Source organism: Paracandidimonas lactea (genome assembly GCF_021653995.1).
GTDB lineage: Bacteria > Pseudomonadota > Gammaproteobacteria > Burkholderiales > Burkholderiaceae_B > Allopusillimonas > Allopusillimonas lactea.
In genome coordinates, this window is the sequence record NZ_JAJJOZ010000012.1 from 23,435 (window position 1) to 47,749 (window position 24,315).

Sequence of the window (24,315 nt, forward strand, 5' to 3'; positions counted from 1 at the left end):
TACCACCCGTCGATTGCCATCACCACCAACGATTCAATACGCTTCGCCCCCCCTTTCTCTCACCATTTCCAAGGGCTCGTCCACCATGCTGAATACTCCTTTCTCGCCATGGCCGTCCTTCACGAAGGAAGAGGCCGACGCCGTGCACAGCGTCATCATGTCCAACCGGGTCAACTACTGGACCGGCGAGCAGGGCCGCCAGTTCGAGCGCGAGTTTTCCGCCTGGGTCGGCTGCGACTACGGCGTCGCCCTGGCCAATGGAACACTGGCGCTGGACGCCGCACTCCGGGCACTCGACATCCAACCCGGCGACGAAGTCATCGTGACGCCGCGTACATTCCTGGCGTCTGCGTCCAGCATCGTCAATACAGGCGCCACCCCCGTATTCGCGGATGTTGACCGCGACAGCCAGAACATCACTGCCGACACGATTCGCGCAGTGCTCAGCCCTCGCACGCGCGCAATCATTTGCGTTCACTTGGCAGGCTGGCCCTGCGATATGGACCCCATCGTGGATCTGGCGCGCGAACATAACCTTGCTGTCATCGAGGACTGTGCCCAGGCACACGGCGCTCGTTACAAAGGGCGCCCGGTGGGCAGCCTGGGCGACATTGCCGCATGGTCTTTCTGTCAGGACAAAATCATGACCACGGGCGGAGAAGGTGGCATGGTTACCACCAACCGTCGCGATCTGTGGTCACGCGTCTGGTCGCTTAAAGATCATGGAAAATCGTGGGCTGCGGTGCACGCCTCCAATCATCCGCCCGGTTTCCGCTGGCTGCATGAGCAATTTGGCCACAACTGGCGCATGCTGGAAGCCCAGGCGGTGATCGGCCGCCTGCAGTTGAGCCGTATGCCCGCCTGGCACGCCGCGCGCCGCACACACGCTCAGCGAATCTGGGATGCCGCTGCAAAGCTGCCCGGCCTTCGCGTGCCCAGCACGCCCAGCCACATCGCCCATGCCGCCTACAAATGCTATGTCTTCGTCGAGCCCGGCAGTCTGCGCACAGGCTGGACACGCGACATGATCGTCGAAGCCATAGTCGCACGCGGCGTGCCCTGCTATACCGGATCATGCTCCGAAATCTATCTGGAAAAGGCCTTCGATGGCACGAGCTTTCGTCCACGCACCCGCCTGCCCGTGGCGCGCGAACTGGGCGACACTGCCCTCATGTTTCTGGTGCACCCCACGCTCACGCAAGCAGAGATCGCGCTGACCTGCGACACCCTTGCCCATGTCATGCACGAGGCGGCCACAGCCGAGGCCGCAGTCCAAGCTGTCATGCCCAATCCAGTCTTGTCCCGCCATATCGCCACACCCGCTGCCAACCACGCCTGAGGAGCGCGCCATGGATGTGTATGCAATCGTCGGCACCGGTGGGCATGGTCGAGAAACCATGGCTGTTGCTGAACTGATGCTCGCGGCAAGTGCGGTGCCGGGCAGCTATCGGCTGTTGTTCGTGGATGAGCAGCAGAGGGCGGGCGACTGCAACGGACACGATGTGCTGCGCCCCGAACAGTTTCTTGCGCAAGCGGGCTGCCTGCGCTTTAACATCGCCATCGCCGACAGCCGCTGCCGCCAGCGTCTGACGGGATTACTGTGTGCGGGAGGGGCCTCTCCCTTCACCATTGCGGCGCCCAACAGCTGCACCCTGGCGCATAGCGAGATCGGCCCCGGCGCCATTTTGAGCCCGTTCTCACTGGTGACGGCGAATGTACGCATCGGCCAAGGGTTTCACGCCAATATGTATGCCTACGTTGCCCATGATTGCATCATCGGCGACTTCGTCACGCTTGGGCCGCATGCCTGCTGCAATGGCGGCATCGTCGTCGAAGACCACGCCTATATCGGCACAGGCGCCATTATCCGGCAAAGCAGGCCGGGCCAACGCATTGTCATCGGAGAAGGTGCAGTCGTCGGCATGGGCGCCGTGGTCACGCGCAGCGTGTCTCCCTATACAACCGTCGTCGGCAACCCCGCACGACCACATACCCGCCACTGCGGCACCCACGCACAACCGCACAGCCAGGCGGGAACCGACGATCGCCCCCTCCCGCATCAAGCATCAAAGGCCAGCCATGAACACTAGCATGACGACACGCAAGCAACTGGCTTCGTCCGCGCAAGCACCGACCCTGAGCGAGCGGCTGCTGGCCCTGCCGCGCAACCAGAAGCGGCTGTTGCTGATCTCATTGGACGCCATGCTGATCTGGCTGGCATTGTGGCTGGCGTTCTACCTGCGCATGGACGATGCCTCATTTGTACAACCCCTGGGCGGGCATGCCTGGCTTTTTGCCATGGCACCCGCTGTCACACTGCCCATACTCGCGCGCTTCGGCTTATACCGTACCGTCACTCGCTATGCAGGCCACGAGACCATACTGCTCACAGCAGGGGCCGTCGCCATCGCATCCGCACTGATCGGCGCCACGTTGCTGTTCAAGCCGCCGGCCATCATTACACCTCGCTCCATTGCCATACTGTATTGGCTGCTGTGCACGCCATTGGTAGGTGGTGCACGGCTGCTGATGCGCCAGTATTTCCAGCACGGCGCGCGCCCGAGCGAAGCGCGCACCGCAAGCGTGCTGTTGCCCCGTCGCCCACAACGCCTGCGCGTTGCGATCTACGGCGCGGGCGCGGCGGGCAATCAACTGCTGGGGGCCCTGCGCCAGGGCGGCGATCGACACCCCGTCTGCTTCATCGACGACAACCCCGATCTGACAGGACGTGTCATCGCCGGGGTACCGGTATATGGCCCCGAAGAAATTCCAACACTATTCCTGAACAAAGCACTTGATGAGGTGCTACTGGCCATCCCCTCGGCATCGCGCTTTCGTCGCGCCGAGATCGCCAGCCAGTTAACGCCGTTGGGCATCAGCGTGCGCACCATCCCGGGCTTGCTGGACGTAGCCAACGGACGTGTCAAAGTCGACGAGCTTCGGGAGGTGGATATCTCCGATCTGCTGGGACGCGATCCGGTGCAGCCGCGCCCTGAGCTCTTCGAGCGCTGCATTCGTGACCGGACCGTGCTCGTCACAGGTGCAGGCGGCTCAATCGGCGCTGAGCTCTGCCGGCAGATCCTGGGCTGCAGGCCTCGGGTGCTGATTCTGTACGAGCATGCCGAATTCAACCTGTACAGCATCCAGAAAGAACTGGACGCCCGCATCATGCAGCAAAAACTGGACATCGAGATTGTCGCCATCCTCGCTTCGGTGCGCGACGAGGCCCGACTGTTTGATGTGATGTCCGTATGGCAGGTCCATACGGTATACCACGCTGCGGCATATAAACATGTGCCCATGGTCGAGCAGAACATGACAGAAGGCATCCGCAACAACGTGTTCGGCACGCTCTACGCCGCCCAAGCCGCATTGCGGTCCGGCGTACGCCACTTTGTGCTGATTTCCACCGACAAGGCGGTTCGCCCTACCAGCACCATGGGCAGCTCGAAGCGCATGGCCGAACTGGTACTCCAGGCGCTCGCCGCCGAAACGGCGCCGCATCTGTATGACGCTCCAGGCACCAACGCCGTAAAGAACCGCACCTGCTTCACGATGGTGCGCTTCGGCAACGTACTCGGCTCATCCGGCTCCGTCATCCCATTGTTCCGAGAGCAGATCCGCAGCGGTGGGCCGGTCACGGTTACCCACCCTGAAATGACGCGCTACTTCATGACCATTCCCGAAGCCTCCCAATTGGTGATCCAGGCTGGCGCCATGGGCACAGGCGGGGATGTCTTCGTGCTGGACATGGGCGACCCGGTCCGGATCGTGGACCTGGCGGTGAACATGATCAGGCTCTCGGGCCTTACCGTCCGCAGCCCCCAGAACCCACACGGCGATATACCCATCATGTTCGTCGGCCTGCGTCCGGGAGAAAAACTATACGAGGAATTATTGATCGGCGAGAACGTCACCCCCACCGAGCATCCCATGATCATGCGAGCCAATGAATCACACCTTTCGTGGGAGGCACTGTGCGAAGCCCTACGCCAGCTCGATCTCAGCATCCAGGCGGGGGACTGCCTCGCCGTACGCCAATTATTCCTGCAACTGGTGGACGGCTATACACCTGACGCGGGGATGGTCGATTGGATGCATATGAGCCAAGGCGCCCCGCGGCCACATTCGTCCGCCGTGATCGGGTAGTCCCCAGGGCGTATGCCCGCAGACGCCATGCGGCACGCCCCTTGCTGCAACAAGGACAAGGATCCGGGTTGCGGTTCCACACGGCAAGGAGGTCACCATGACATCAGAATCCGAAGGCTTGTCCACCGACGACGTACGCAAATACCTGCAGCGCATCTGCCGCGAAGCCGAGGACATGATGCGGACATTCGATCCGGCGCTGATAACGGAATGGATGGAAACCAACCTGCTCGACGGCACAGCGGTGCAAGCCGACCTGCGCATCGCCAAGAATGGCTCGCACGTCGGCACCACCACACTCACGCTCGAAAAAGAGGATCTTTTGCAGATGGGTGGCATTTTCGGCAGCATGGCAAACCGGGATAACATCAGCGACTACTCGCTTGAGGTCAACATCCACGATGTCGTCACGCATGGCGCCGACGCCGCCACCGTAAAGGTAACCTGGCACGAGCACATCACTTTTTCGGGGCCGCCGGCGCCTGGCAGCGAAACAGGCGTACGCATGTCAGTCAGCAATGAGGCCGATTGCTGCCATTTGGTCGTGCGCGACGACGGCACGCTCAAGCTGGGCCTTACACTGTGCTCCGGAACAGTACAGTTGACAGTTTCAGACTGAACGCTGTTGCGATATAGGCGAACAGCGACGGGCGCTACGCTCAAAGCTCGCGTGCCGCGCCCCCAGGGGCATGCCATTCGGGTAATTCCCCATGGCTGTTTTTTTCACTGCGGGGATAAGATTCACCCCTAGGTTTTTTCGTGCGGTTATCGCTTAGGCGAACAGCAAGCGGCAGGCTCGGCAAGAACAACGCACTGTTTTTTAAGATGAGGCATCAAGCCCATTTTTTTCGGCCTTGTATATCACAATTGTGATATACAGGGCAGGCCGAAATGGCATGCCGTCATCGGAAGTTTCATAACCCAGGAGGCCATCTTGGAGCAATTTGCAGATAATCACCCAGAACAAACATTTAAAACCGCGCTTCTTGCGTTGTCTGATTCAAATCGGTGGCATAGAGGTCCATCCACACAAATATCACACATGATATCCTCAATAGCCGCGGCTTATCACACAGAAATCGGGTATCGCGTCCTGACTGTCCTTGTCGTCAGCAACGAAGAAAACCGCACCCTGCGCCGCATCTGGAGCAGCGCGCCCGAAAGCTATCCGCTAGACGCCGAGCTGGCAGCCACGGATTCCGCCTGGCATGCCAGCATCTTTGGCCAACACCATTATTTTCATTGCCCTGACAAGCCAGCCCTCAAGAAAAACATATCCGATCACGAGGTGATCTTCGCGCTGGGCTGCGGCGCGGCTTTGAGCATACCGGTATCCCTGGCTGGCACGCTGCTGGGCACCATCAACCTCTTGCATGAACAGCACTGGTTCGCCCAAGCGCGCATCGTCGGCGCCCAGGCACTGAGCACGCTCGCGCTGGCGCCCATGTTGATGGCTCGCTATCCCGTACTGGTGCGGCAAGGGGCTTAGCCATGAACCGCCGTAACCATACTGTGCGCGTTGCCACCGATGTGGGCGGCACGTTCACCGACCTGGTGTACTTCGAAACAGACATGGCCACGGGCCGCCAGTCGGTGCGCACCGCCAAAGTAGACACCACCCCGCCCGACTACGCCCAGGGCGTACTCAATGTCTTGAGCAAAGCGGATGTCACCCTGGACGAAGTTGGGTTCCTTGCACACGGCTCCACCGTCATTATCAACGCCCTGACAGAACGGCGCGGCGTGCGCACTGGTCTGATCACCACACAGGGCTTTCGCGACGTGCTGGAAATCGCACGTGCCAATCGCCCCGATTTCTTCAACCTGGCATGGCGCAAACCTGCGCCCTTCGTGCCCCGGCACCTGCGCCGCGAACTGCCCGGGCGCCTGAACCACGATGGCACGGAACGCCAACCGCTTGACCTGTCAACGCTGCCCGGCATTCTGGACGACTTCCGCCAAGCGGAGGTGCAAGCCATTGCCATCTGCCTGATACATGCCTACGCCAACCCCGCACACGAAGAAGCCGTGGAAAAAGCCATACATAAACTGTGGCCCGGCGTGTCGGTGGCGGCGTCGCATCACATCACCCGCGAGTGGCGCGAGTACGAACGCACCAGCACCGCCGTGCTTTGCGCCTATGTCCAGCCCATCGCCGCGCACTATCTGGGCGCGCTTGATCAAGGCTTGCGCCAACGCGGCTACCGCGCGCCGCTGTATGTCATGCAGTCGAACTGCGGCGTCGATACCGTTGCCCATGCGCGGCAAACCCCGATCGCCATGGTCGAGTCGGGCCCTGCGAGCGGCTTCTGGGGGGCAGCCGAACTGGGCCGCCTGATCGGCGAACCAGACATACTCGCGCTGGACATCGGCGGCACGACAGCCAAATGCTCCCTGATCCGTGGCGGCCAGGTGTCAATCAAGACAGACTACTGGATCGAGCGCGACCACGCCAATGCGGGCTACCCCGTCATGGTGCCGGTGGTCGACATCGTCGAGATCGGCAATGGCGGCGGCTCCATCGCCTGGATCGACGACTACGGGAAGATGCACGTGGGGCCGCAGTCCGCTGGCGCTGTGCCGGGGCCCGCCGCATATGGGCGAGGTGGCGTCAACATGACAACCACAGATGCCAACCTGGTGCTGGGCCGCATCAACAAACACTATTTTTGCGGTGGCGAAATCAACGCCGACACCGACGCCGTCGATGCCGCGCTCGCCCCCTTGTCTGCCCGTCTGCAGCTCCCGCCGCAGGAAGTCGCACGCGGCATCATCCGCATTGCCAACGACAACATGGTCAATGCGCTCAAGCTGGTGTCGCTGAGCTGCGGCCACGATCCACGCGACTTCGCCCTGGTGGCCTTCGGCGGCGGTGGCGCCATGCACGCGGTGGCCCTGGCCCAGGAACTCGGCATGCGCAAGATCATCATCCCGCGGGCCGCACCGGTATTCTCGGCCTGGGGTATGTCCATGTCGGGGCTGCGCCGCGACTTCTTCGCAAACCAGCTTTGTGAAATGCACGACAGCACCGGTGGCCGCCGGGCTCAGGCATTGGCCGCAGACATTATCAGCCGCGCCATCGCCCAATATGGCCAGGAAGGCATCTCCGCCGACCAAGTCCGCATCCAAACCTTTGCGCGCATCCGCTACCAAAACCAGGAGCACGCCGTCGAAGTGCCGCTGCTTCCCGGCGAAGACGTGTATACGCACTGGCCCGCCATCGATGAACGCTTCCGCGATGCCTACGCGAGCCGCTACACCTACCGCCTGCCCGCACCCACAGAGGTCGTCGGTTTCCATGTTGTTGCCAACGCCGACATCGGCAAGCTCGAGGTGGCCGAGTTGCCGCGCACGGGCGCCCCCGTGCAGGTCGCCTTGAAAGGCCAGCGCGATGTGGACTACGACCTGCAGGGCATACACCCCGCCATGGTCTACAACCTGGCGCTCCTCGAACCCGATATGTGCCTGATAGGCCCAGCCATCATCGAAGACGCGGGCACCACCATCGTCGTTCACCCAGGCAACCACGTACACATAGACCACTACGGCAATGTGCGCATTTCCCCGGCCGGCAAGGAGCAGGCATGAGCAAGCCAGACATTTTCACGCTCGATATCATCCAAAACGCCCTGCAGGCCATCGCCAACGAAATGTTCGCCGCCATGCGCGACACTGCCATGAGCCCCATCATCTATGAGGTGCTGGACATGGGCACCGGCATCACCGATGCGTACGGCAACCTGGCAAGCTCAGGGGCCGGCATGCCGGCCTTTGTCGGCGTGCTCGACAAAAGCATTCGGCAACTGCTGCGCCAGTATCCGCAGCCCGGAGATCTCGAGCCCGGCGATATCTTCATCGTCAACGACCCTTACCACGGCGGCGTCACGCACCTGAACGACATCGTATTGGCCATGCCAGTATTCGTTGACGACGAGCTGACCGCCTGGACAGCCAACATCGCGCACTGGAACGACGTCAGCGGCGGGACACCGGGCTCTATGTCCACCGACGCCTCCAGCATCTACCAAGAGGGGCTGCGGCTGCCGCCCGTCAAGTTGATCGCACGCGGCGAGCCTCTGGAGCCGGTCATGCGGATACTGGGGCTCAACACACGCATGCCCGATTTCATGGCCGGAGACCTCTGGGCAGGCGTCGCCGCAGTGCGCGAAGGCGCCCAGCGCATCGAAGGGCTATGCGCCAAGTTCGGCCGCGCCACCTTTTTGCAGGCGGTCAATGATTTCATGGAGCTGGGCGAAGCCAAGTCGCGGCATGCGCTGCGGGCACTACCCATGGGCAGCTTCAGCCTTGCCGCGGCGCAAGACGATGGCCGCATCTTCAACGTTACCGTACACATTGGCACGAACGGGGTCACCATCGACTTGCGCGACAACCCCGACCAAAGCCCGGGCCCGCACAACCTCAGCCGCGATGGCACAGAAGTGGCCGCACAGATGGCCTTCAAATCCATGACTGACGTGCAGCGCAGCGCCAACGCGGGCACCTTTCGGCCTCTCACCGTACTGACGCGTCCAGGTTCTGTTTTCGACCCTCTGGCACCCGCCGCGCAGGGCTTCTACTTCGAGAACCTGGTACGCGTGCATGACCTCATTTTGCAATGCATCGCGCCGCACATGCCCAACCGCCTGCCGGCCGGCAATTTTTCATCGATCTGCGCAACGGTCATCGGGGGCACGCATCCAGACACTGGGCGAGGCTTCATGCTGATCGAGCCCGAGATCGGCGGCTGGGGCGCGGGCCAAGGCTATGACGGCAATAGCGCAGTGTTCTCATCCATGCACGGTGAAACCTTCAACTGCCCCGCCGAGATCAGCGAAACGCGCTATGGCATCGATGTTGACAGCATGGCGCTGAACGACGAAGCAGGCGGGCATGGCCAGTTCCGGGGCGGGCGCGGCATCCGCGTCGACTATCGCATCCGCGCCACCGATGCCTTTCTCACTTGCGGCTACACCCGCGCGCGCATTCCTCCTTGGGGGTTGAACGGCGGTGCGGACGGCACGCTGAACTATGTCGAAATCCTGCGCGCCGACGGAAGGCATGAACGACATGCCATGGCCAGCGGCCTGCGCCTTGCGCCAGGCGACGTCGTGCGCGTGCGCACGGGCACCGGCGGCGGATATGGCGACCCTGCACTGCGCACCCCTGATGCTGTACGCAGCGACGTGCGCAATGGCTATATCAGCGCCGCCGAGGCATCCGATATATATGGCTGCACAGTTATCGACGATACGTCGAGCGAGGGCTCGGGCGCCACACTGTGCACTGTGCCGAGAGGTGCGCGCAGTGGTGCCAACCCTGCAGCCGGTGCCACGTCATGAATGCGGCGCTGCGCATGTTCGCACCGCATGTCTACAGCGCCCGCCGGTGCGCCCTGTGCGAACGCGTGCGCACAGGCTTGATTCTCTTGCCTGGGCACGCCGATTCGCCCATGAATTTCACAGCCAACCCCTATCCCTTCCGTCAAGACTCCACCTTCCTGTATTTCATAGGCATCAATCGCCCTGCGGGCGCAGGCCTGGCTGCCGTCATCGACACCGAAACCGGCCATACCCTCCTGTTCGGCGAAGACGACACACCCGAGCAAAAGCTCTGGCACGGCGAGGCGCCGCCCATTGCCGAGCTGGCGCAACAAGCGGGCTGCGAGGGTGTGCGCGCCTTCAGCACGCTGGCTGACTACCTTGCGTCCCGGCAAACGCAAGGCCATACCGTCCATTTCGTGCCGCCCTGCCGGGCGCATACCGCGCTGCTGCTTGCCGGGCTTCTGGATCTGCCGGCACACCAGATCGCCCATCATGCCTCCGAACCGCTTATTCAGGCTGTGGTGGCCCTGCGCGAAATTAAAGAAGATTCCGAGATCAACCAGATTTGCGACGCCCTCTCTGTCGCCCGCAAAATGCACATTGCTGCAATGCAGGCTGCCCGGCCAGGCATACGCGAAGCCGATCTGGTTGCCGAGATGCGGCGCGTCCTGTGCCGGGCGGGCATGCACGAAGCCTACGCATGCATCACCACGCGGCGGGGCGACATTCTGCACAACAACGATTACGGCGGCCAGCTCAAAGCCGGCGACATTGTGCTCAATGATGCCGGCGCCGCTACAGCAATGGGTTATGCCAGCGACGTCACGCGCTGCTTTCCAGCAAGCGGCCGCTTCGACACGCGCCAGCGGGAGCTCTACGACATCGTCCTGGATGCCCAGGCAGCCTGCATACAAGCCATGGCACCCGGCGTGGTCTATGCAAACATCCACCGCCTTGCGGCACACCGCATCGCCACCGGCCTGGCCAGCCTCGGCATTTTCCGCGGCAATGCCGACGAGATCGTCGAGACCGGCGCGTATGCAATCTGCTTTCCGCATGGCGTGGGGCATCAGCTCGGCCTGGACGTGCACGACATGGAATCTCTGGGCGAAGACCGCGTGGGCTACGACGCTCGACATATACGGAGCCAACAGCCCGGCGCTACCCGTCTGCGGCTGGGCAAGCCCTTGCAGCGCAATATGGTGGTCACCGTCGAGCCGGGGGTGTATTTCCCCGAGCACCTGATCCGGCAGTGGCAGGCCGAACAGCGCCACAGCCAGCTCATCGACTATCAGCGCCTGCAATCCTTTGTGGGATTGGGCGGCATCCGGCTGGAGGATGTCGTGCTGGTCACCGACAGCAGTGCCTGTGTACTCGGCCCAGCCATCCCCAAGCACCCCAACGAGGTACTCGAGATCATGCGCACCGGCTAAGTCCGCGGGTCGCCACGCCGCCCCGCATCTTCCTTGTCACCACGCCGGGGTTTGCCTGCCCCGGCAATCACAGGAGAAGCATCATGATGTCAGCAATCCGGCACTACATGTCTCGCATCCCGCTCTTGCTGTTGCTGCTGGGTGCGTCGGGCGGTGCCAACGCCGATCAGTTCATCGGCTTCGCCCAAGCGGGCCAGCCAGGCTGGGCCTTCCAGACCTACCCCTATTTTTCCCGGAACCAGGCGGGGTATCGCTCCGCTGGCGCGCACAATGTGCTGGCCTGGTTCAGTGAGAAAGGCCTGCCCGGTACCCAAGGCGACCAATTCGAAGTATGGGCCGGCCTGTCCGCGGGGCACGCCAGCCAGCATGGGCGCGGCGGCTGGGGCGTTGCCGCCCCTCAACTGGGCCTCATGTATTACCACCATGCCGTACGCAGCGAATCCGAGCCGGGCGCCGATGGCTATCTCAGCTACTGGTTCAGCCCCATGGCACTGGTGAACTTCCCCAATGGCCGCACCCAGGCCAGCGGATATGGCGCTGGCAGCAACCACTATGGCCTTGGTCTGACAGTCGCCAACTACCTGCAAGTTGGCCGGCTGGGCATGACGGTCAACCCGCTTTTCGTGTACTACGCTAGCCCCGAGCGGCATCACGTGACCGACGCTGCGGGGGTAACGTCGCGCCATCGCAGCGGCCTGAGCCTCACCCTGATGGATATGGCTGCCGGCTATCAGGCTCGGCCCGACCTGTTCGTCGGGCTGCACCATAGCTATCACATCTACGGCGCGCGCCACGCCAGCACGCCCACGGTGCGAGAGGGCAAGCTGGGGCCCGCCTTTTCCTACACGGGCTGGCTGCGCCACGGCATTTTCTTCGCTGCCAATCTCAACTTCACCTATTACGCCACGCAGGGCACGCCCCGCTCCACCTCGCTGGCCGCGGTCATCACCAAGAGCTTCTAGTTCCCTGATGCTTCATTTATCTATAGGAAATTTGTATGAGTATTTCATCCGCAGCCGACCAGGCCGGCAACGTGCCGGCATCTGGGGAGCAGGGCTCGCCTGCCGCCAACTTCGCCTCAATGACCGTGGGCGCCGCCTTCGCCAATATGCCGCTGACGCGCGAGCATCTCAAAGCGTGCATCGTACTGTTCCTGGTGTTCGCGATAGATGCCTGGGCCATGATGATCATTGTCTACACAGCACCTTATATATCCGCCGAGATGTCCATTAATCCAGCCAATATGGGCCATCTTATCGGCGCAATCTTCGTGGGCATGGCCATCGGCTCGCTGTTCTGGGGGCGTGTGGCCAACCACATAGGCAGGAAAACCAGCATCATCGCCAGCCTTGCCCTCTATGGCGTGCTTTCGGGCGCCAGCGCTTTCGCGCCCGATTACACGTGGCTGTATGCCTTGCGGCTGCTGTCGGGCATTCCTGCAGCAGGTATGTTCGTGATCTGCTTTCCGCTCTTCGAAGAGATGCTGCCGGTGCGGGACCGCGGCAGGCTGACGGTCTACCTTGCTGCGGGGTGGCCCATCGGCATGCTGCTTGCGGTCGGCGTCACGGTGCTGCTCGCCCCCTATGGCTGGCGCTGGATTATTGGCGTCAGCTCATTGCCGGCGCTCTTTCTGTTCGCCGTCGCCGCCTGGGTTCCCGAATCCCCCTACTGGCTGGTCAGCAAAAATCGGCAGTCTGACGCCCGCGGCATCATCAGCACCTTGAGCCGTGGCACCGTGCAAATCCCCGCCAGCACGCAATTGCGCATGGAAAGCAGCGGCACCGGGGCAGTCGTCTCCTTGTTTCGCGGCCCACTTCTGCCCATCTCGATACTGCAGATCCTGATCAACTTCACATTCGCATGGGGGTACTGGGGCTTACAGACTTGGCTTCCCACACTGCTTCAGCAAAAAGGGCTGAGCCTGCCGCAGTCATTCGGGTTCATCGCCCTGTCAACGCTGGCCATGATCCCCGGATATGTGGCGTCATCCATCCTGACGGGCCGGCTGGGCCGCAAGAAAGTGGTGGTCGGTTTTGTGGCATGCGGCGCAATAGCAGGTTACGCCTTCGCCAATGCATGGGACATGCCTTCGCTGTACATCAGCAATTTCATACTCGTCTTTTTCACCCTGGGTGCTTGGGGCGTGTGGGATGCATGGATTGCCGAGCTCTACCCCAGCGAGGTGCGCACCGACGGCTATGGATGGGCGGTACTGTCGCAGCGCCTTGCTAATATCATCGCCCCCAGCACCATCGGCCTGCTCGTTGCGCTGAATTGGTCGTTCAACCTGACGACGACATTGATCAATATGTTCCTGGTTGCCACGGTGTTGCTGGCATTGCTGCTGCCCGAAACCGAAGGCAAGCAACTGGCCTGACCCCGCCTGGGATCGCTTGCGGGGCAACGCACTGAGCGGCATTGCCCCGCAAGCAGCTTGGCGATATAGTAATAACAGATGTCAGGTACGTTGATTTGGGATACCCCGGTTTCCGGCCTGCGCATGCAGCATCCGTCGCCGGCCGGCCGCAACAGGAGCCGCCATGTATATCAAGTCTTTGAATTTAGTTGCCGATATCAACGGCGATGGTTCGTACAGCCTGTGGGAAATCTGGGATCTGCTCCGGCAGATCGTGCGGGTTCCTGGCAACTTGGTGGTGGAAGGCCTGGGGCACATCCCCTATGTGTCAGGGTGGCTGGGCATCAACGCATCCCCCGCCACCGGCTACGGCAGCTTCAACGGCCTGCTCGCATTGGTGCTGTCCCTGTTGTTCTGGGCGGGGTTGCTGTTCGCGCTGATGACAATCTCTTCATCCGAAGAAGCCGCACCAGTGCAAGGCCAAAAAGGCAAACGCTGGGGCCGTCTCGGCCCTACTTTCGCGTCGCAGCCTTCGGCTTGGGGGCGAACGCCAAAGCAGCATACCTTCCTGCCCGTCAGCCGGCCCGCATATGCGGCCCACAATACCACCGCCAAGCGGCGGCGCCATCACCATCCCGGAGACAGCGGCCGCCGGTCGCGATAAACGGCGGGCTCTGGCCGCCACAACACCGAGCGCACACGGCTCACCAATAGCAAGCGGGCCGATGCGGCAATCACACGGCCCCAAAAAACATGGCGCGCTTCAAGGCGCAAGGCGCGCCTGGCCTCCCATATAAGGCCGTAGCACCTCGGGAATCACTACGCTGCCGTCTTCTTGCTGGCAGTTTTCCAGTACCGCCACCAGGGTGCGCCCCACAGCCAAGCCTGAACCGTTCAAGGTGTGCAGATACTCAGGCTTGCCTTTCTCGGGCCGGTAGCGCGCCTGCATGCGGCGAGCCTGGAACGCTTCGCAGTTGGATACGGACGAAATCTCCCGGTATGTGCCCTGCGCCGGCAGCCAGACTTCAAGGTCATAGGTTTTGGCGGCGCCGAAACCCATGTCACCACCGCACAGCAGCACCACGCGGTAAGGCAGGCCCAGGCGCTGCAGCACGTGCTCGGCATGTCCCACCATTTCTTCAAGCGCGTCGTAAGAGGCATCGGGGTGCACCACCTGCACCATCTCGACCTTGTCGAACTGGTGCTGGCGTATCATACCGCGCACATCCCGCCCGCCGCTGCCAGCCTCGGAGCGAAAACACGGCGTATGCGCCGTGAGCTTGAGCGGCAGCTCCGCCTGTGGCACGATGGTGTCGCGCACCGAGCCGGCCAGCGTGATTTCGGACGTGGAGATCAGGTAAAGGTCTTCGGCGCCCGCTTCATCTTCAGGATCCTGGCCCTCGCCGCCCTTGGTCACCCAGAACATATCGTCCTTGAACTTGGGCAGTTGGCCTGTGCCGAACAGGGTGGAGCTATTCACGATGTAAGGCGTATAGCATTCGGTGTAGCCATGCTCGCTGGTTTGTGTATCGAGCATAAATTGCGCCAGCGCGCGATGCAGCCGTGCGATTTGGCCGCGCAGCATCATGAAGCGCGCACCCGACAATTTGCGGGCGGTATCGAAATCGAGCCCCAGCGGCTCGCCCACGGCAACGTGATCGCGCGGCTCGAAGGCCAGCACCTGCGGGTTGCCCTGCGCATCGGCCTTCATGCCTTCGGGCATCCAGCGGCGCTGCTCGACATTGTCATCACTGTCTTTGCCGGCGGGTACGCTGGCATGCGGCAGGTTGGGCAGCGTCATCAACCAGGCATTCAGCTCACCCTGCACCTGGGCCAAGTCCTGCTCCAGCTCTTTGAGCCGTGCGGGGATTTGCTGCGATTCGGCCATCTCTTTGCTGGCGTCTTCCCCTTTGGACTTCAGCTGCCCGATAAGCTTGGATACAGCATTGCGGCGCGCCTGCAAGGCTTCGGTCTCGATCTGCACCGCCTTTCGGCGGGCTTCAAGCTGATTGAAGCGCTCAGTGTCGAAGCCGATGCCACGCAAGGCCAGCGCCTGGGTGACGGTGGGCAGGTCTTTGCGCAACTGATTGGGGTCTAGCATAAGTGTATTAACCGGACAGTGAAGAATGGGTTGAACGTGCCGGCATGGTGCCGGCCTCGAAATGGATCAGGATTTGCCCTGCCCCTTGCTTTGCCTGTCGAGCTGGCGCAGGAAGGCGAGCTTTTCGGAAATTTTACCTTCAAGCCCGCGGTCGGTCGGCTGATAGAAGCGTGCGCCCAGGCCGTCGGGGAAGTACTGCTCGCCGGCGGCGTAGCCATGCGGCTCGTCGTGGGCATAGCGGTAGGCCTTGCCGTGGCCCAACGCTTTCATGAGTTTGGTGGGCGCGTTGCGCAGATGCATAGGGACCGGTGCACTGCCGTGTTCTTCGGCAAAGCGGCGTGCCTGTTTATACGCCATATACACGGCGTTGGACTTGGCGGCACAGGCCATGTACACCACTGCTTGCGCCAGTGCCAGCTCCCCTTCGGGCGAGCCCAGGCGCTCGAAGATATCGGCCCCCTGCAGGGCAAGCTCGGTCGCGCGCGGATCAGCCAGGCCGATATCTTCGATTGCCATGCGCACAATGCGTCGCGCCAGGTAGCGCGGGTCGGCCCCGCCATCGAGCATGCGGGCAAACCAGTACAAAGAAGCATCCGGATCCGACCCACGCACGGCTTTATGCAATGCGCTGATCTGGTCGTAGAATGCATCGCCCCCCTTGTCGAAGCGCCGCAAGCTCTGCGACAGGGAGGTTTCCAACCACGCGCTGTCGACCAGATGACGGCCCGCACCCAGCGCCGATTCGGCCACCACCTCGATGGCATTGATCAGCCGCCGCGCATCGCCGTCGGCCCAGCGAGCAAGCTGCTCACGGGCGGCGGCGTCGAAACACAGCTGAGGCTGGGCCAGCCGCTCATCGCCTTCGCCGCCTCCAGGTTCGCCCTCGTTGCCTTTGTCGCCTTCACCTTCGCCTTTGTCGCCTCCACCTTCGCCCTCGTCGCCTTCCCCTGCATCGCCGCGCTCGCCTTCCGGCGCCGCGGCAGCGCTCGCGGCAGGCATGCTGCGCAATACCACATCCGCGCCAGCCCCCGAACGATGCGCCACCGCATCCCCCTGGATATCGCCGTTAAGGAGCACAAGCGCGCGATCGATCAATTGCTGCAGCTCTTCGACCGTGAGCGAGTGCAGCACATACACGCGTGCACGAGAAAGCAGCGCCGAATTGACTTCGAACGAAGGGTTTTCGGTGGTAGCGCCGATAAAGGTGAACAGCCCGCTTTCGACATAAGGCAGGAAAGCATCCTGTTGCGCCTTGTTGAAACGATGCACCTCGTCGACGAATAAAATGGTGCGCCGGCCCTGCCCCTGCGCAACCTGGGCGGCGGCGACCGCGTCACGAATATCCTTCACGCCACCGAGTACGGCGGAGATGGCGATGAACTGCGCATCGAAACCATCGGCCATCAGGCGCGCCAGGGTTGTTTTGCCAACGCCGGGCGGCCCCCAGAAGATCATGGAGTGCGGGCGACCAGACTCGAATGCCACCCGCAAAGGCTTACCCGGCCCCAAAAGATGAGACTGGCCCACGACATCGCCCAGCGTGCGCGGCCGCATGCGCTCAGCCAGCGGCGCGTGGGGGGACCGGCCGGAAGCACCGGCGAAGAGATCGCCCGAACTTGCCATGCTGCCCTACTGCATCTTCACGACATCAACCCCTGCTGGCGGACTAAAGGAGAAGACGCCGGCGTCGAGCTTGGGATTGACTGCGATGTTGTTCAGTTCGATGCGCGTCGTCTGGCCGAAAGAATCCAGCAGCTCGAGACGCGCCGGCATGCCGCGGCGAAAACCGATGTCGACGTGAGTAAAGCCCGCGTCGGCCGAGCGCGGGGTGGCGCGCAGCCAATCAAGGCCACCGCGCGCGGAAAGGTTCTGCAGCGTGAAGCTGTCGTCGAGAGAGCCCGAACCGAACAGAATCGCCGCCGGAGACGCACCGATGGATTTGTCTACATTGCGCTCGGTGACCTGCTGCAAGTCGGGGTCGTACTGATATACCCGCTTGCCATCGGAGACAACCAGCTGTTCGTACGGTTTGGAAACCGCCCAGCGGAACTTGCCTGGCCGTCGGAAGGCGAAATCGCCCGACTGCGGCGATTGCGCCGCCCCGCCCTCTTTGGACAGGCGTTGTTGCGTGAACTGGCCAGTGGCGGCCGGCACGTCGGCGATGAACTTGCGCAGTTGCGCCGCCGCATCTGCAGACCATGCCGCTACAGGCGCCGCAGCCAGCACGGCCGCCATCAGCAAAGTTTTAATCTTCATTCGATGCATTCCCCGCAGGAACCAGAATTTCGCGATTACCGTTGGACTGCATGGCGGACACCATGCCGGCCTGCTCCATTTGTTCGAGCAGACGGGCTGCGCGGTTGTAACCGATACGCAGGTGCCGCTGCACCGACGAGATCGACGCACGACGGTTTTTGAGTACCACCTGCACCGCCTGATCGTACAGCGGATCGGATTCAGCGTCGGCAAAACCCGTTACGCCGCCCACACCATCGCCGGTTTCACCTTCCAGCGCGCCCTCCAACAAGCCTTCGACATAATTGGGCTCACCTTGTTCCTTGAGTGAGTCAACCACGCGGTGAACTTCGTCGTCGTGCACGAACGCGCCATGGACACGAGCGGGCAGGCCGCTACCCGGCGGCAGATACAGCATATCCCCTTGGCCCAGCAGGGTTTCGGCGCCCATCTGGTCGAGAATGGTGCGCGAATCGATCTTGGACGATACCTGGAACGCGATGCGCGTGGGGATATTGGCCTTGATTAAGCCGGTAATGACATCCACGCTGGGCCGCTGAGTGGCCAGGATCAGGTGTATGCCCGCCGCCCGCGCTTTCTGGGCCAGGCGAGCGATCAGTTCCTCGATCTTCTTGCCCACCACCATCATCAGGTCGGCCAGCTCGTCGATGACCACCACAATGGTGGGCATCGTGGCCAGCGGCTCGGGCGCATCGGGCGTGAGTGAAAAGGGATTGGGGATGGTTTCGTCGCGCTTGGCGGCCTCGCGGATCTTGTTATTGAAGCCGGCTAGGTTGCGCACGCCCATCTTGCTCATCAAGCGGTAGCGCTTTTCCATTTCGCCCACGCACCAGTTCAGGGCGTTGGCAGCATGGCGCATGTCGGTGACTACCGGTGCCAGCAGGTGGGGGATGCCCTCGTAGACGCTCATTTCGAGCATTTTTGGATCGATCAGAATAAGCCGCACCTGACTGGCGTCTGCCTTATACAACAGCGACAGGATCATGGCGTTGATACCCACCGACTTGCCCGAACCCGTGGTGCCCGCCACCAGCAGGTGGGGCATCTTGGCCAGGTCGGCCACCACCGGGTTGCCGGCGATATCCTTGCCCAGCGCCATGGTAAGCACCGAACTGCTGGCGTGATAGGTTTGCGAGCCGATGATTTCCGACAGCTTGACCATCTGCCGCTTGGGATTGGGTAGCTCCAGCCCCATCAGGTTCTTGCCGGGGATGGTTTCGACCACGCGTATGCTTACCAGGCTGAGCGCGCGGGCGAGATCCTTGGCCAGATTGACGATCTGGCTGCCTTTGACGCCTGTGGCGGGTTCGATTTCGTAGCGGGTGATGACCGGGCCGGCCTGCGCCGCCACCACCACGACCTTCACGCCAAAATCGGAGAGCTTCTTTTCGATGAGGCGCGAGGTGTACTCGATGGTTTCGGGTGAAACAGTTTCGGCGCTTTCGACCGGCATGTCGAGCAGGCTGATGGGCGGAAGATCGCCCGAAACGCCGCTATCACGCGGCGCCGTGAACAATGTTTTCTGCTTTTCTTTTTCAGCCCGATCGGAGCGCGGCACTGACGTAATGGCGGGTTCGATGCGCACTGGCTGCTCGTGCACCAGTTGCTCTTGCTTCACAACTACGCTTTCGTTGCGTTCAGCCTTTTTGACCTGGCCCACCTTGCGATCAAGCCGGGCTTCGCGCAAGGCCAGTGCGCGGCGGATGCCAAGCTCGATGCCTGCGCCAACGCGTTCGGCCAGGTGCAGCCAGGAAAAGCCAAAGAACAGGCTGGCACCCACAGCGGTGAATACCAGCAGAAGCAGCGTGCAACCCGCCGACCCCATGGCCAGCGACATGCCCTGCGACAGCAACAACCCCAGTTGCCCGCCCGCGCCAGCGGGCAGATGCTCGCCGAACTGCCTGAATTGCAGCGCCTCAAGGCCCATGACCCCGACAAAAAGCAGGAAAAACCCGATCCCCACTTCCCAGTGCACACGGGGCAAGGGCTGCTCTTTATCAGGCCGTAGCGCATTGGTGAGCCGATAGAAGCCTGTCAGGACACGCTGAGCCAGCAGCACCACCCAGAGCCATGCCGAGTAACCGAACAGAAACAGAAGAAAATCAGCGATATAGGCGCCGGCAGTGCCGCCGCGGTTGTGCGTGACTGCGGACTGCACAGAATGCGACCAAGCAGGGTCGGCGGGATCCCAGGTGGCGAGCACCAACCCCAGCCATGCTGCTAGCGCCGCGAAGAGAATCCAGCGGGCTTCGCGCAGCAGCCCTGAGAGCCGGGATTGAAGGGGAGACGGGCCGTTGCGCACGTTGCGCGACGAGCGGGGGGAAGTCGCGGGTAATCTTGCCATGGACTCATTATAATTGGCCGTTCAACTGTTTTCGGATTTTCTGTAATGACAACTCCCAAACACGCCAAAGTACTGATTCTTGGTTCGGGCCCCGCAGGGTACAGCGCGGCGGTCTACGCTGCGCGCGCCAACCTGAACCCGGTGCTGGTCACAGGCCTGGAACAGGGCGGTCAACTGATGACCACCACAGATGTGGACAACTGGCCGGCAGACGCCCAGGGGGTGCAGGGTCCCGATCTCATGCAGCGCTTCCAGGCGCACGCCGAGCGCTTCAATACAGAAATGATCTTCGACCATATCACATCGGTCGACCTCTCCAAGCGCCCATTCACCCTCACCGGAGACACCGGCGCCCAATACACCTGCGATGCGCTCATCATCGCCACCGGCGCCTCCGCCCAGTACCTGGGCCTGCCCTCCGAGCAGGAATTCATGGGCCGCGGGGTGTCTGGCTGCGCCACCTGCGACGGTTTCTTTTATAAAAATCAAGATGTTATCGTTGTTGGGGGCGGCAATACCGCAGTCGAAGAAGCCCTGTACCTGTCCAATATCTGCCGCACCGTCACGCTGGTGCACAGGCGCGACAAATTCCGCGCCGAGCCCATTCTTACCGACAAGCTGATGGACAAGGTTAGCAACGGCAATATGCGCCTCAAGCTGTTCTACGAGCTCGAAGAAGTGCTGGGCGACCCAACCGGCGTCACCGGGGCGCGCCTGCGCAATAACCAGACCAACGAAACCGAAGAGCTGTCCGTCACCGGCGTCTTCATTGCCATCGGGCACAAACCCAACACTGGCATCTTCGAAGGCCAGCTCGATATGGAAAACGGCTACATTGTTACCCGCAGCGGCCTGCAGGGCCTGGCGACAATGACCTCCGTGCCGGGGGTGTTTGCCGCCGGCGACGTGCAAGATCACGTATACCGCCAGGCCATCACCAGCGCCGGCACCGGCTGCATGGCTGCCCTTGATGCACAGCGTTGGCTGGAGAATGCCGCCGACTAACAGCGGGCGCAAAGGCGTTCTGGGCCACGGCCTCGAAAGCCTGAAGCGCCTGCGCAACAGCACCGATGGCGGCAGCGCGCCTTCTCCCGCCGCCGAAACCAAGCCTGTCAGCAAAAAACGCCAGAAAATGCTGCCGCCCGCAACGGCGCCGCGGCGCGTGCCCGTCACTGCATCCATCGGCCAGGCAGCATCGCAAGCGCGTTCGCAAGATACCCGCATCGGGCACGGCCGCGTTCCCAATGCCCGCAGCGGCCAGCGCAACGCTGGCGGCGGCAGTGGCGGCGGGGACGACAACGCTGGCAACCGTGGGGAGTACCGCACTACCTATAGCCCTACAGCGTCTAATAGCGAGCGCGCACCAAAACGGGGCGTACAGCCTGCAGGCACCCAGCAAACGCCACCGGCGCCCTCCCCGGCCATCAGCCCCGCCGACGCAGCACTGTTCCGGCGCGCTGTGGCATCCGTGGCACCCATCAAAGATACGCGCCGCGCTATCTTGCCGCATGTCGCTCAAGACAGCCCCGACATCCTGCGCCAGCGGCGCGAAAGCGCCGCCGGCGAACCGCACCGCCCCATGCCGCCAGTGTCCGACGCCTTCACTCCAGCTTCGCAGCATGACGACGACACGCGATACCTGCGTAACGCCGACAGTGCCGGGCTGATCAAAGACCTCGAGCGCGGGCGTTGGGCGCCGCAGGCCGTGCTGGACCTGCATGGCGACACGCTGGAGCAAGCCCGCGAACGGCTCGACCGCTTTCTGGCGTCCTGCCTGGCGCACAATATACGGTGCGTACGCATCATTCATGGCAAGGGCTATGGCTCGCGCGATGGGCAGCCTGTTCTTCGGTCAGCCCTGCGCCGCTGGCTGACGCAGCTGGCCACGGTACAGGCCTATGCGCAATGCAATGAAGAAGACGGCGGCGCCGGCGCCGTGCATGTGCTGCTTGATTGACCGAGCTTGGCAGCGGCCGGTTGGCGCGCTTGGCGGATAAGAGCCGTAAAAATACAAAAAGGTTGGCAACGCTATCGTGTTGCCAACCTTTTCGCTTTTATATTTTTTATGGGACCAGCTTTGGTATTGTGTCGCCTTATTCTGGCGGTGCCCATGCAGGGCATGTCTCCTCACCTGCATGTGCAGCATTCTGACGGATATTGTTCGTTATGACACTTAGGGTATGCACTATATTAGGGAATGCCCTAGATTGCTCTGATCCTCCCGCCACCCAAACGCTGCAACGCGCCTAACGCATCTAGCGTGCCTAACGCCGCAACGCCTCTTTCTTGATCAAGTCGTACAGCACACGCGCCACGGGCGATAGCGGGTTGTTCTTCCGGTGCAGAAGGCCCAATGTCCTGGACACCTCAGGCTCGACCAGCGAAATACCCTTAAGCGTGGAGTGGTTATTTGCGGGCAAGGCTAGCTTGGGCACCGCTGCAACACCCAGGCCGACCTCCACCAGGCCAAGCAACGATGACACGTGCGCCACTTCGTAAAAACCGGTAGGGCGACGCGCAGTCTGCGCCAAGGCGGAATCCAGCAACACCCGATTGCCGCTACTCTTGCCCACCGCAATGAAGCGCTCGTCGCCCAACTCCTCCCAGCGCACCTTGCGTCGCCGCGCCAAGCGGTGGCCGCTGTGCACTGCCAGCACAAAGCGTTCGGTGAAAATGGGTTCGAAATGGATATCCATTTCCTGTGTCCCCACAAAATTGATACCGAAATCCGCCCGTCGATTCAGCACATCGTTGAGCACCGTATTGGCACCCTCGTCCAGGATTCGCACACGGATATTGGGGTAATGCCGGGTAAAGGTGGTGATCACGCTAGGCAGAAAGTAATAGGCCGCTGACGGCACACACGCCACCGACACCACACCTGTGCGGTGGGCGGCCAGATCTTCGATCCCCAGCATCGCGCTCTCCAGTTCATCCAGCGCACTTCGCGCACGTTCCAGAAAGACACGCCCCACGTTGGTGAGCTGCACATGACGTGTGCTGCGCTCGAAGAGGCGCACACCCAGCAAACCCTCCAGCTTTTCGATGCGCCGGCTAAGCGCCGGCGGCGAGATACTCAACGCATCGGCAGCTGCACGAAACGAAAGGGATTCCGCGACAGCCACAAAGGCCTGCAGTTCCTGAAGGTCAAATTTGATGCGTGCCATGCAATTATCCTTAATAAAGTTGCAATTCACTGATCAGTGTGACTGTCGCATGATACGCCCATGGAACTCGAAATACCTTGTGTAATGATGCGCGGCGGCACCTCCAGGGGTCCCTACTTTCGCGCCGAAGATCTGCCCGCCGACCCGGCGCAACGCGATCGCATATTGCTGCAGGTCATGGGATCGCCACATGTGCTCCAGGTAAACGGCCTGGGTGGCGGCAACTCGCTGACCAGCAAAGTGGCGATCGTGTCGCGTTCGCAAAGGCCTGGCTGCGATGTCGACTATTTATTCGCCCAAGTGGCCATTGAACAGGAAACCGTGGACACACGCCCCAATTGCGGCAACCTGCTGTCGGGCGTGGGGCCTTATGCCATCGAAGAAGGCCTCGTGCCGGCTTGCGATGGCATCACATCCGTGCGCATCTTCAATGTAAACACTAACACACTGGTCGAGGCAGCCGTACCGACGCCACATGGCCGCGTGAATTATGAAGGTGACACACGTATCGACGGGGTGCCCGGCACCGGCGCGGCGATCGTACTGAACTTCCTGGACGTACAGGGCGGCATAACCGGCGCGCTGTTTCCAACCGGGGCCCGCATAGATGTCATCGACGGTGTCGCCGTAACATGCATCGACGCGGCTATGCCTGTAGCGATCGTCGATGCTGCGTCCTTTGGCCTGCGCGGCAACGAAGCCCCCGAGGCGCTGGATGCCGACCGGCCGCTACTGGCGCGCCTGGAGGCGTTGAGGCGCGAAGCGGGTCTTCGCATGGGCCTTGGGGATGTCTCGGAAAGCGTCGTCCCCAAACTGATTATCGCCAGCCCCGCCGGCCCTCGCGCGGTGCAGTCGCGATATTTAACGCCACACCGCTGTCACAAGGCACATGCGGTCACCGGGGCCATCGCGGTCGCAAGCAGCTTCGCCATTCCAGGCACTGTCACACATCGCATGTGCGACATACACGACGACGACCGCCGCGTTGCCGTGCTGCATCCTGCGGGGTGCCTTGAGATTGCACTGGATATTTGCATTAAGGATGACAATGTGCGTATCGCTCGCGCAGGCGTGATCCGCACCGCCAGAAAGATCATGAAGGGAACGGTATTCGTTTCCGATGACCACGCTGCCGCTTGCAGCAAACACGTAGAGCCCGCCGCTGCCTGAGCACGCGGCAATAAATAT

The 24,315-nt window shown here is 62.0% G+C and carries 19 protein-coding genes; 14 read left to right on the forward strand and 5 right to left on the reverse strand.

All coding sequences use genetic code 11. The annotated features are described in order from the left end of the window. Nucleotides 1-85: 85 nt before the first annotated feature. From LOL23_RS17555 to LOL23_RS17605, 11 genes are all read left to right on the forward strand, one after another. Nucleotides 86-1,339 (forward strand): DegT/DnrJ/EryC1/StrS family aminotransferase, encoded by a 1,254-nt coding sequence (locus LOL23_RS17555; RefSeq protein WP_237173998.1) that lies wholly within the window; start codon nucleotides 86-88, stop codon nucleotides 1,337-1,339. Nucleotides 1,340-1,349: 10 nt separating this feature from the next. Continuing rightward, on the forward strand, nucleotides 1,350-2,090 hold the full coding sequence (locus LOL23_RS17560; RefSeq protein WP_160979476.1) for an acetyltransferase: 741 nt from the start codon (nucleotides 1,350-1,352) through the stop codon (nucleotides 2,088-2,090). Between the two features lies 1 nt (nucleotide 2,091). Then, nucleotides 2,092-4,149 carry a polysaccharide biosynthesis protein gene (locus LOL23_RS17565; RefSeq protein ID WP_160979474.1) on the forward strand — a complete coding sequence of 686 codons (2,058 nt, stop codon included), beginning with the start codon at nucleotides 2,092-2,094 and terminating at the stop codon, nucleotides 4,147-4,149. Between the two features lie 97 nt (nucleotides 4,150-4,246). Next, nucleotides 4,247-4,768, forward strand: a complete 522-nt coding sequence (locus LOL23_RS17570; RefSeq protein WP_237173999.1) for a hypothetical protein — start codon at nucleotides 4,247-4,249, stop codon at nucleotides 4,766-4,768. 423 nt (nucleotides 4,769-5,191) lie between these two features. Beyond that, the gene (locus tag LOL23_RS17575; protein ID WP_160979470.1) at nucleotides 5,192-5,638 is read left to right on the forward strand and encodes a hypothetical protein; all 447 of its coding nucleotides are present in this window, start codon (nucleotides 5,192-5,194) and stop codon (nucleotides 5,636-5,638) included. 2 nt (nucleotides 5,639-5,640) lie between these two features. Next, on the forward strand, nucleotides 5,641-7,737 hold the full coding sequence (locus tag LOL23_RS17580; protein ID WP_160979468.1) for a hydantoinase/oxoprolinase family protein: 2,097 nt from the start codon (nucleotides 5,641-5,643) through the stop codon (nucleotides 7,735-7,737). Further along, nucleotides 7,734-9,488 (forward strand): hydantoinase B/oxoprolinase family protein, encoded by a 1,755-nt coding sequence (locus LOL23_RS17585; protein ID WP_160979466.1) that lies wholly within the window; start codon nucleotides 7,734-7,736, stop codon nucleotides 9,486-9,488. The genes LOL23_RS17580 and LOL23_RS17585 overlap by 4 nt, the downstream gene beginning before the upstream one ends. Beyond that, nucleotides 9,485-10,903 carry an aminopeptidase P family protein gene (locus LOL23_RS17590; RefSeq protein WP_237174000.1) on the forward strand — a complete coding sequence of 473 codons (1,419 nt, stop codon included), beginning with the start codon at nucleotides 9,485-9,487 and terminating at the stop codon, nucleotides 10,901-10,903. The genes LOL23_RS17585 and LOL23_RS17590 overlap by 4 nt, the downstream gene beginning before the upstream one ends. Nucleotides 10,904-10,986: 83 nt before the next feature. Further along, nucleotides 10,987-11,865: a hypothetical protein gene (locus LOL23_RS17595; protein WP_160979462.1), complete on the forward strand. Its 879-nt coding sequence runs from the start codon at nucleotides 10,987-10,989 to the stop codon at nucleotides 11,863-11,865. Between the two features lie 35 nt (nucleotides 11,866-11,900). Further along, nucleotides 11,901-13,280: an MFS transporter gene (locus LOL23_RS17600; protein ID WP_202411716.1), complete on the forward strand. Its 1,380-nt coding sequence runs from the start codon at nucleotides 11,901-11,903 to the stop codon at nucleotides 13,278-13,280. 163 nt (nucleotides 13,281-13,443) lie between these two features. Next, a complete protein-coding gene (locus tag LOL23_RS17605; protein WP_160979460.1) occupies nucleotides 13,444-13,923 on the forward strand; it encodes a hypothetical protein in 480 nt (159 codons plus the stop codon). Between the two features lie 99 nt (nucleotides 13,924-14,022). Here the strand turns inward: LOL23_RS17605 and serS are convergent, their stop codons facing one another. The 4 genes from serS to LOL23_RS17625 all read right to left on the reverse strand — a co-directional run bounded on the left by serS (nucleotide 14,023) and on the right by LOL23_RS17625 (nucleotide 19,960). Beyond that, nucleotides 14,023-15,360 (reverse strand): serine--tRNA ligase, encoded by a 1,338-nt coding sequence (gene serS / locus LOL23_RS17610; RefSeq protein WP_237174001.1) that lies wholly within the window; start codon nucleotides 15,358-15,360, stop codon nucleotides 14,023-14,025. Between the two features lie 66 nt (nucleotides 15,361-15,426). Beyond that, entirely contained in the window at nucleotides 15,427-16,983 is a 1,557-nt protein-coding gene (locus tag LOL23_RS17615) for a replication-associated recombination protein A (protein WP_237174002.1), read from the reverse strand. A 6-nt stretch (nucleotides 16,984-16,989) separates the two neighbouring features. Beyond that, complete coding sequence (gene lolA / locus LOL23_RS17620) at nucleotides 16,990-17,616, reverse strand: outer membrane lipoprotein chaperone LolA (RefSeq protein ID WP_160979456.1); 627 nt, start codon at nucleotides 17,614-17,616, stop codon at nucleotides 16,990-16,992. Beyond that, the gene (locus tag LOL23_RS17625) at nucleotides 17,606-19,960 is read right to left on the reverse strand and encodes a DNA translocase FtsK (protein WP_160979454.1); all 2,355 of its coding nucleotides are present in this window, start codon (nucleotides 19,958-19,960) and stop codon (nucleotides 17,606-17,608) included. The genes lolA and LOL23_RS17625 overlap by 11 nt, the downstream gene beginning before the upstream one ends. Before the next feature lie 45 nt (nucleotides 19,961-20,005). On the opposite strand from LOL23_RS17625, the gene trxB reads away from it, so the two are divergent. Together trxB and LOL23_RS17635 are read left to right on the forward strand one after the other, a co-directional pair. After that, nucleotides 20,006-20,965: a thioredoxin-disulfide reductase gene (gene trxB / locus LOL23_RS17630; RefSeq protein ID WP_160979452.1), complete on the forward strand. Its 960-nt coding sequence runs from the start codon at nucleotides 20,006-20,008 to the stop codon at nucleotides 20,963-20,965. After that, nucleotides 20,952-21,917 (forward strand): Smr/MutS family protein, encoded by a 966-nt coding sequence (locus tag LOL23_RS17635; protein ID WP_237174003.1) that lies wholly within the window; start codon nucleotides 20,952-20,954, stop codon nucleotides 21,915-21,917. Before trxB ends, LOL23_RS17635 begins: the two co-directional genes overlap by 14 nt. Before the next feature lie 307 nt (nucleotides 21,918-22,224). Here LOL23_RS17635 and LOL23_RS17640 read toward each other — a convergent pair whose 3' ends face one another. Then, the gene (locus tag LOL23_RS17640) at nucleotides 22,225-23,127 is read right to left on the reverse strand and encodes a LysR family transcriptional regulator (protein WP_237174004.1); all 903 of its coding nucleotides are present in this window, start codon (nucleotides 23,125-23,127) and stop codon (nucleotides 22,225-22,227) included. A 60-nt stretch (nucleotides 23,128-23,187) separates the two neighbouring features. On the opposite strand from LOL23_RS17640, the gene LOL23_RS17645 reads away from it, so the two are divergent. Beyond that, nucleotides 23,188-24,297 carry a 4-oxalomesaconate tautomerase gene (locus LOL23_RS17645; protein WP_160979448.1) on the forward strand — a complete coding sequence of 370 codons (1,110 nt, stop codon included), beginning with the start codon at nucleotides 23,188-23,190 and terminating at the stop codon, nucleotides 24,295-24,297. Nucleotides 24,298-24,315: the final 18 nt, after the last annotated feature.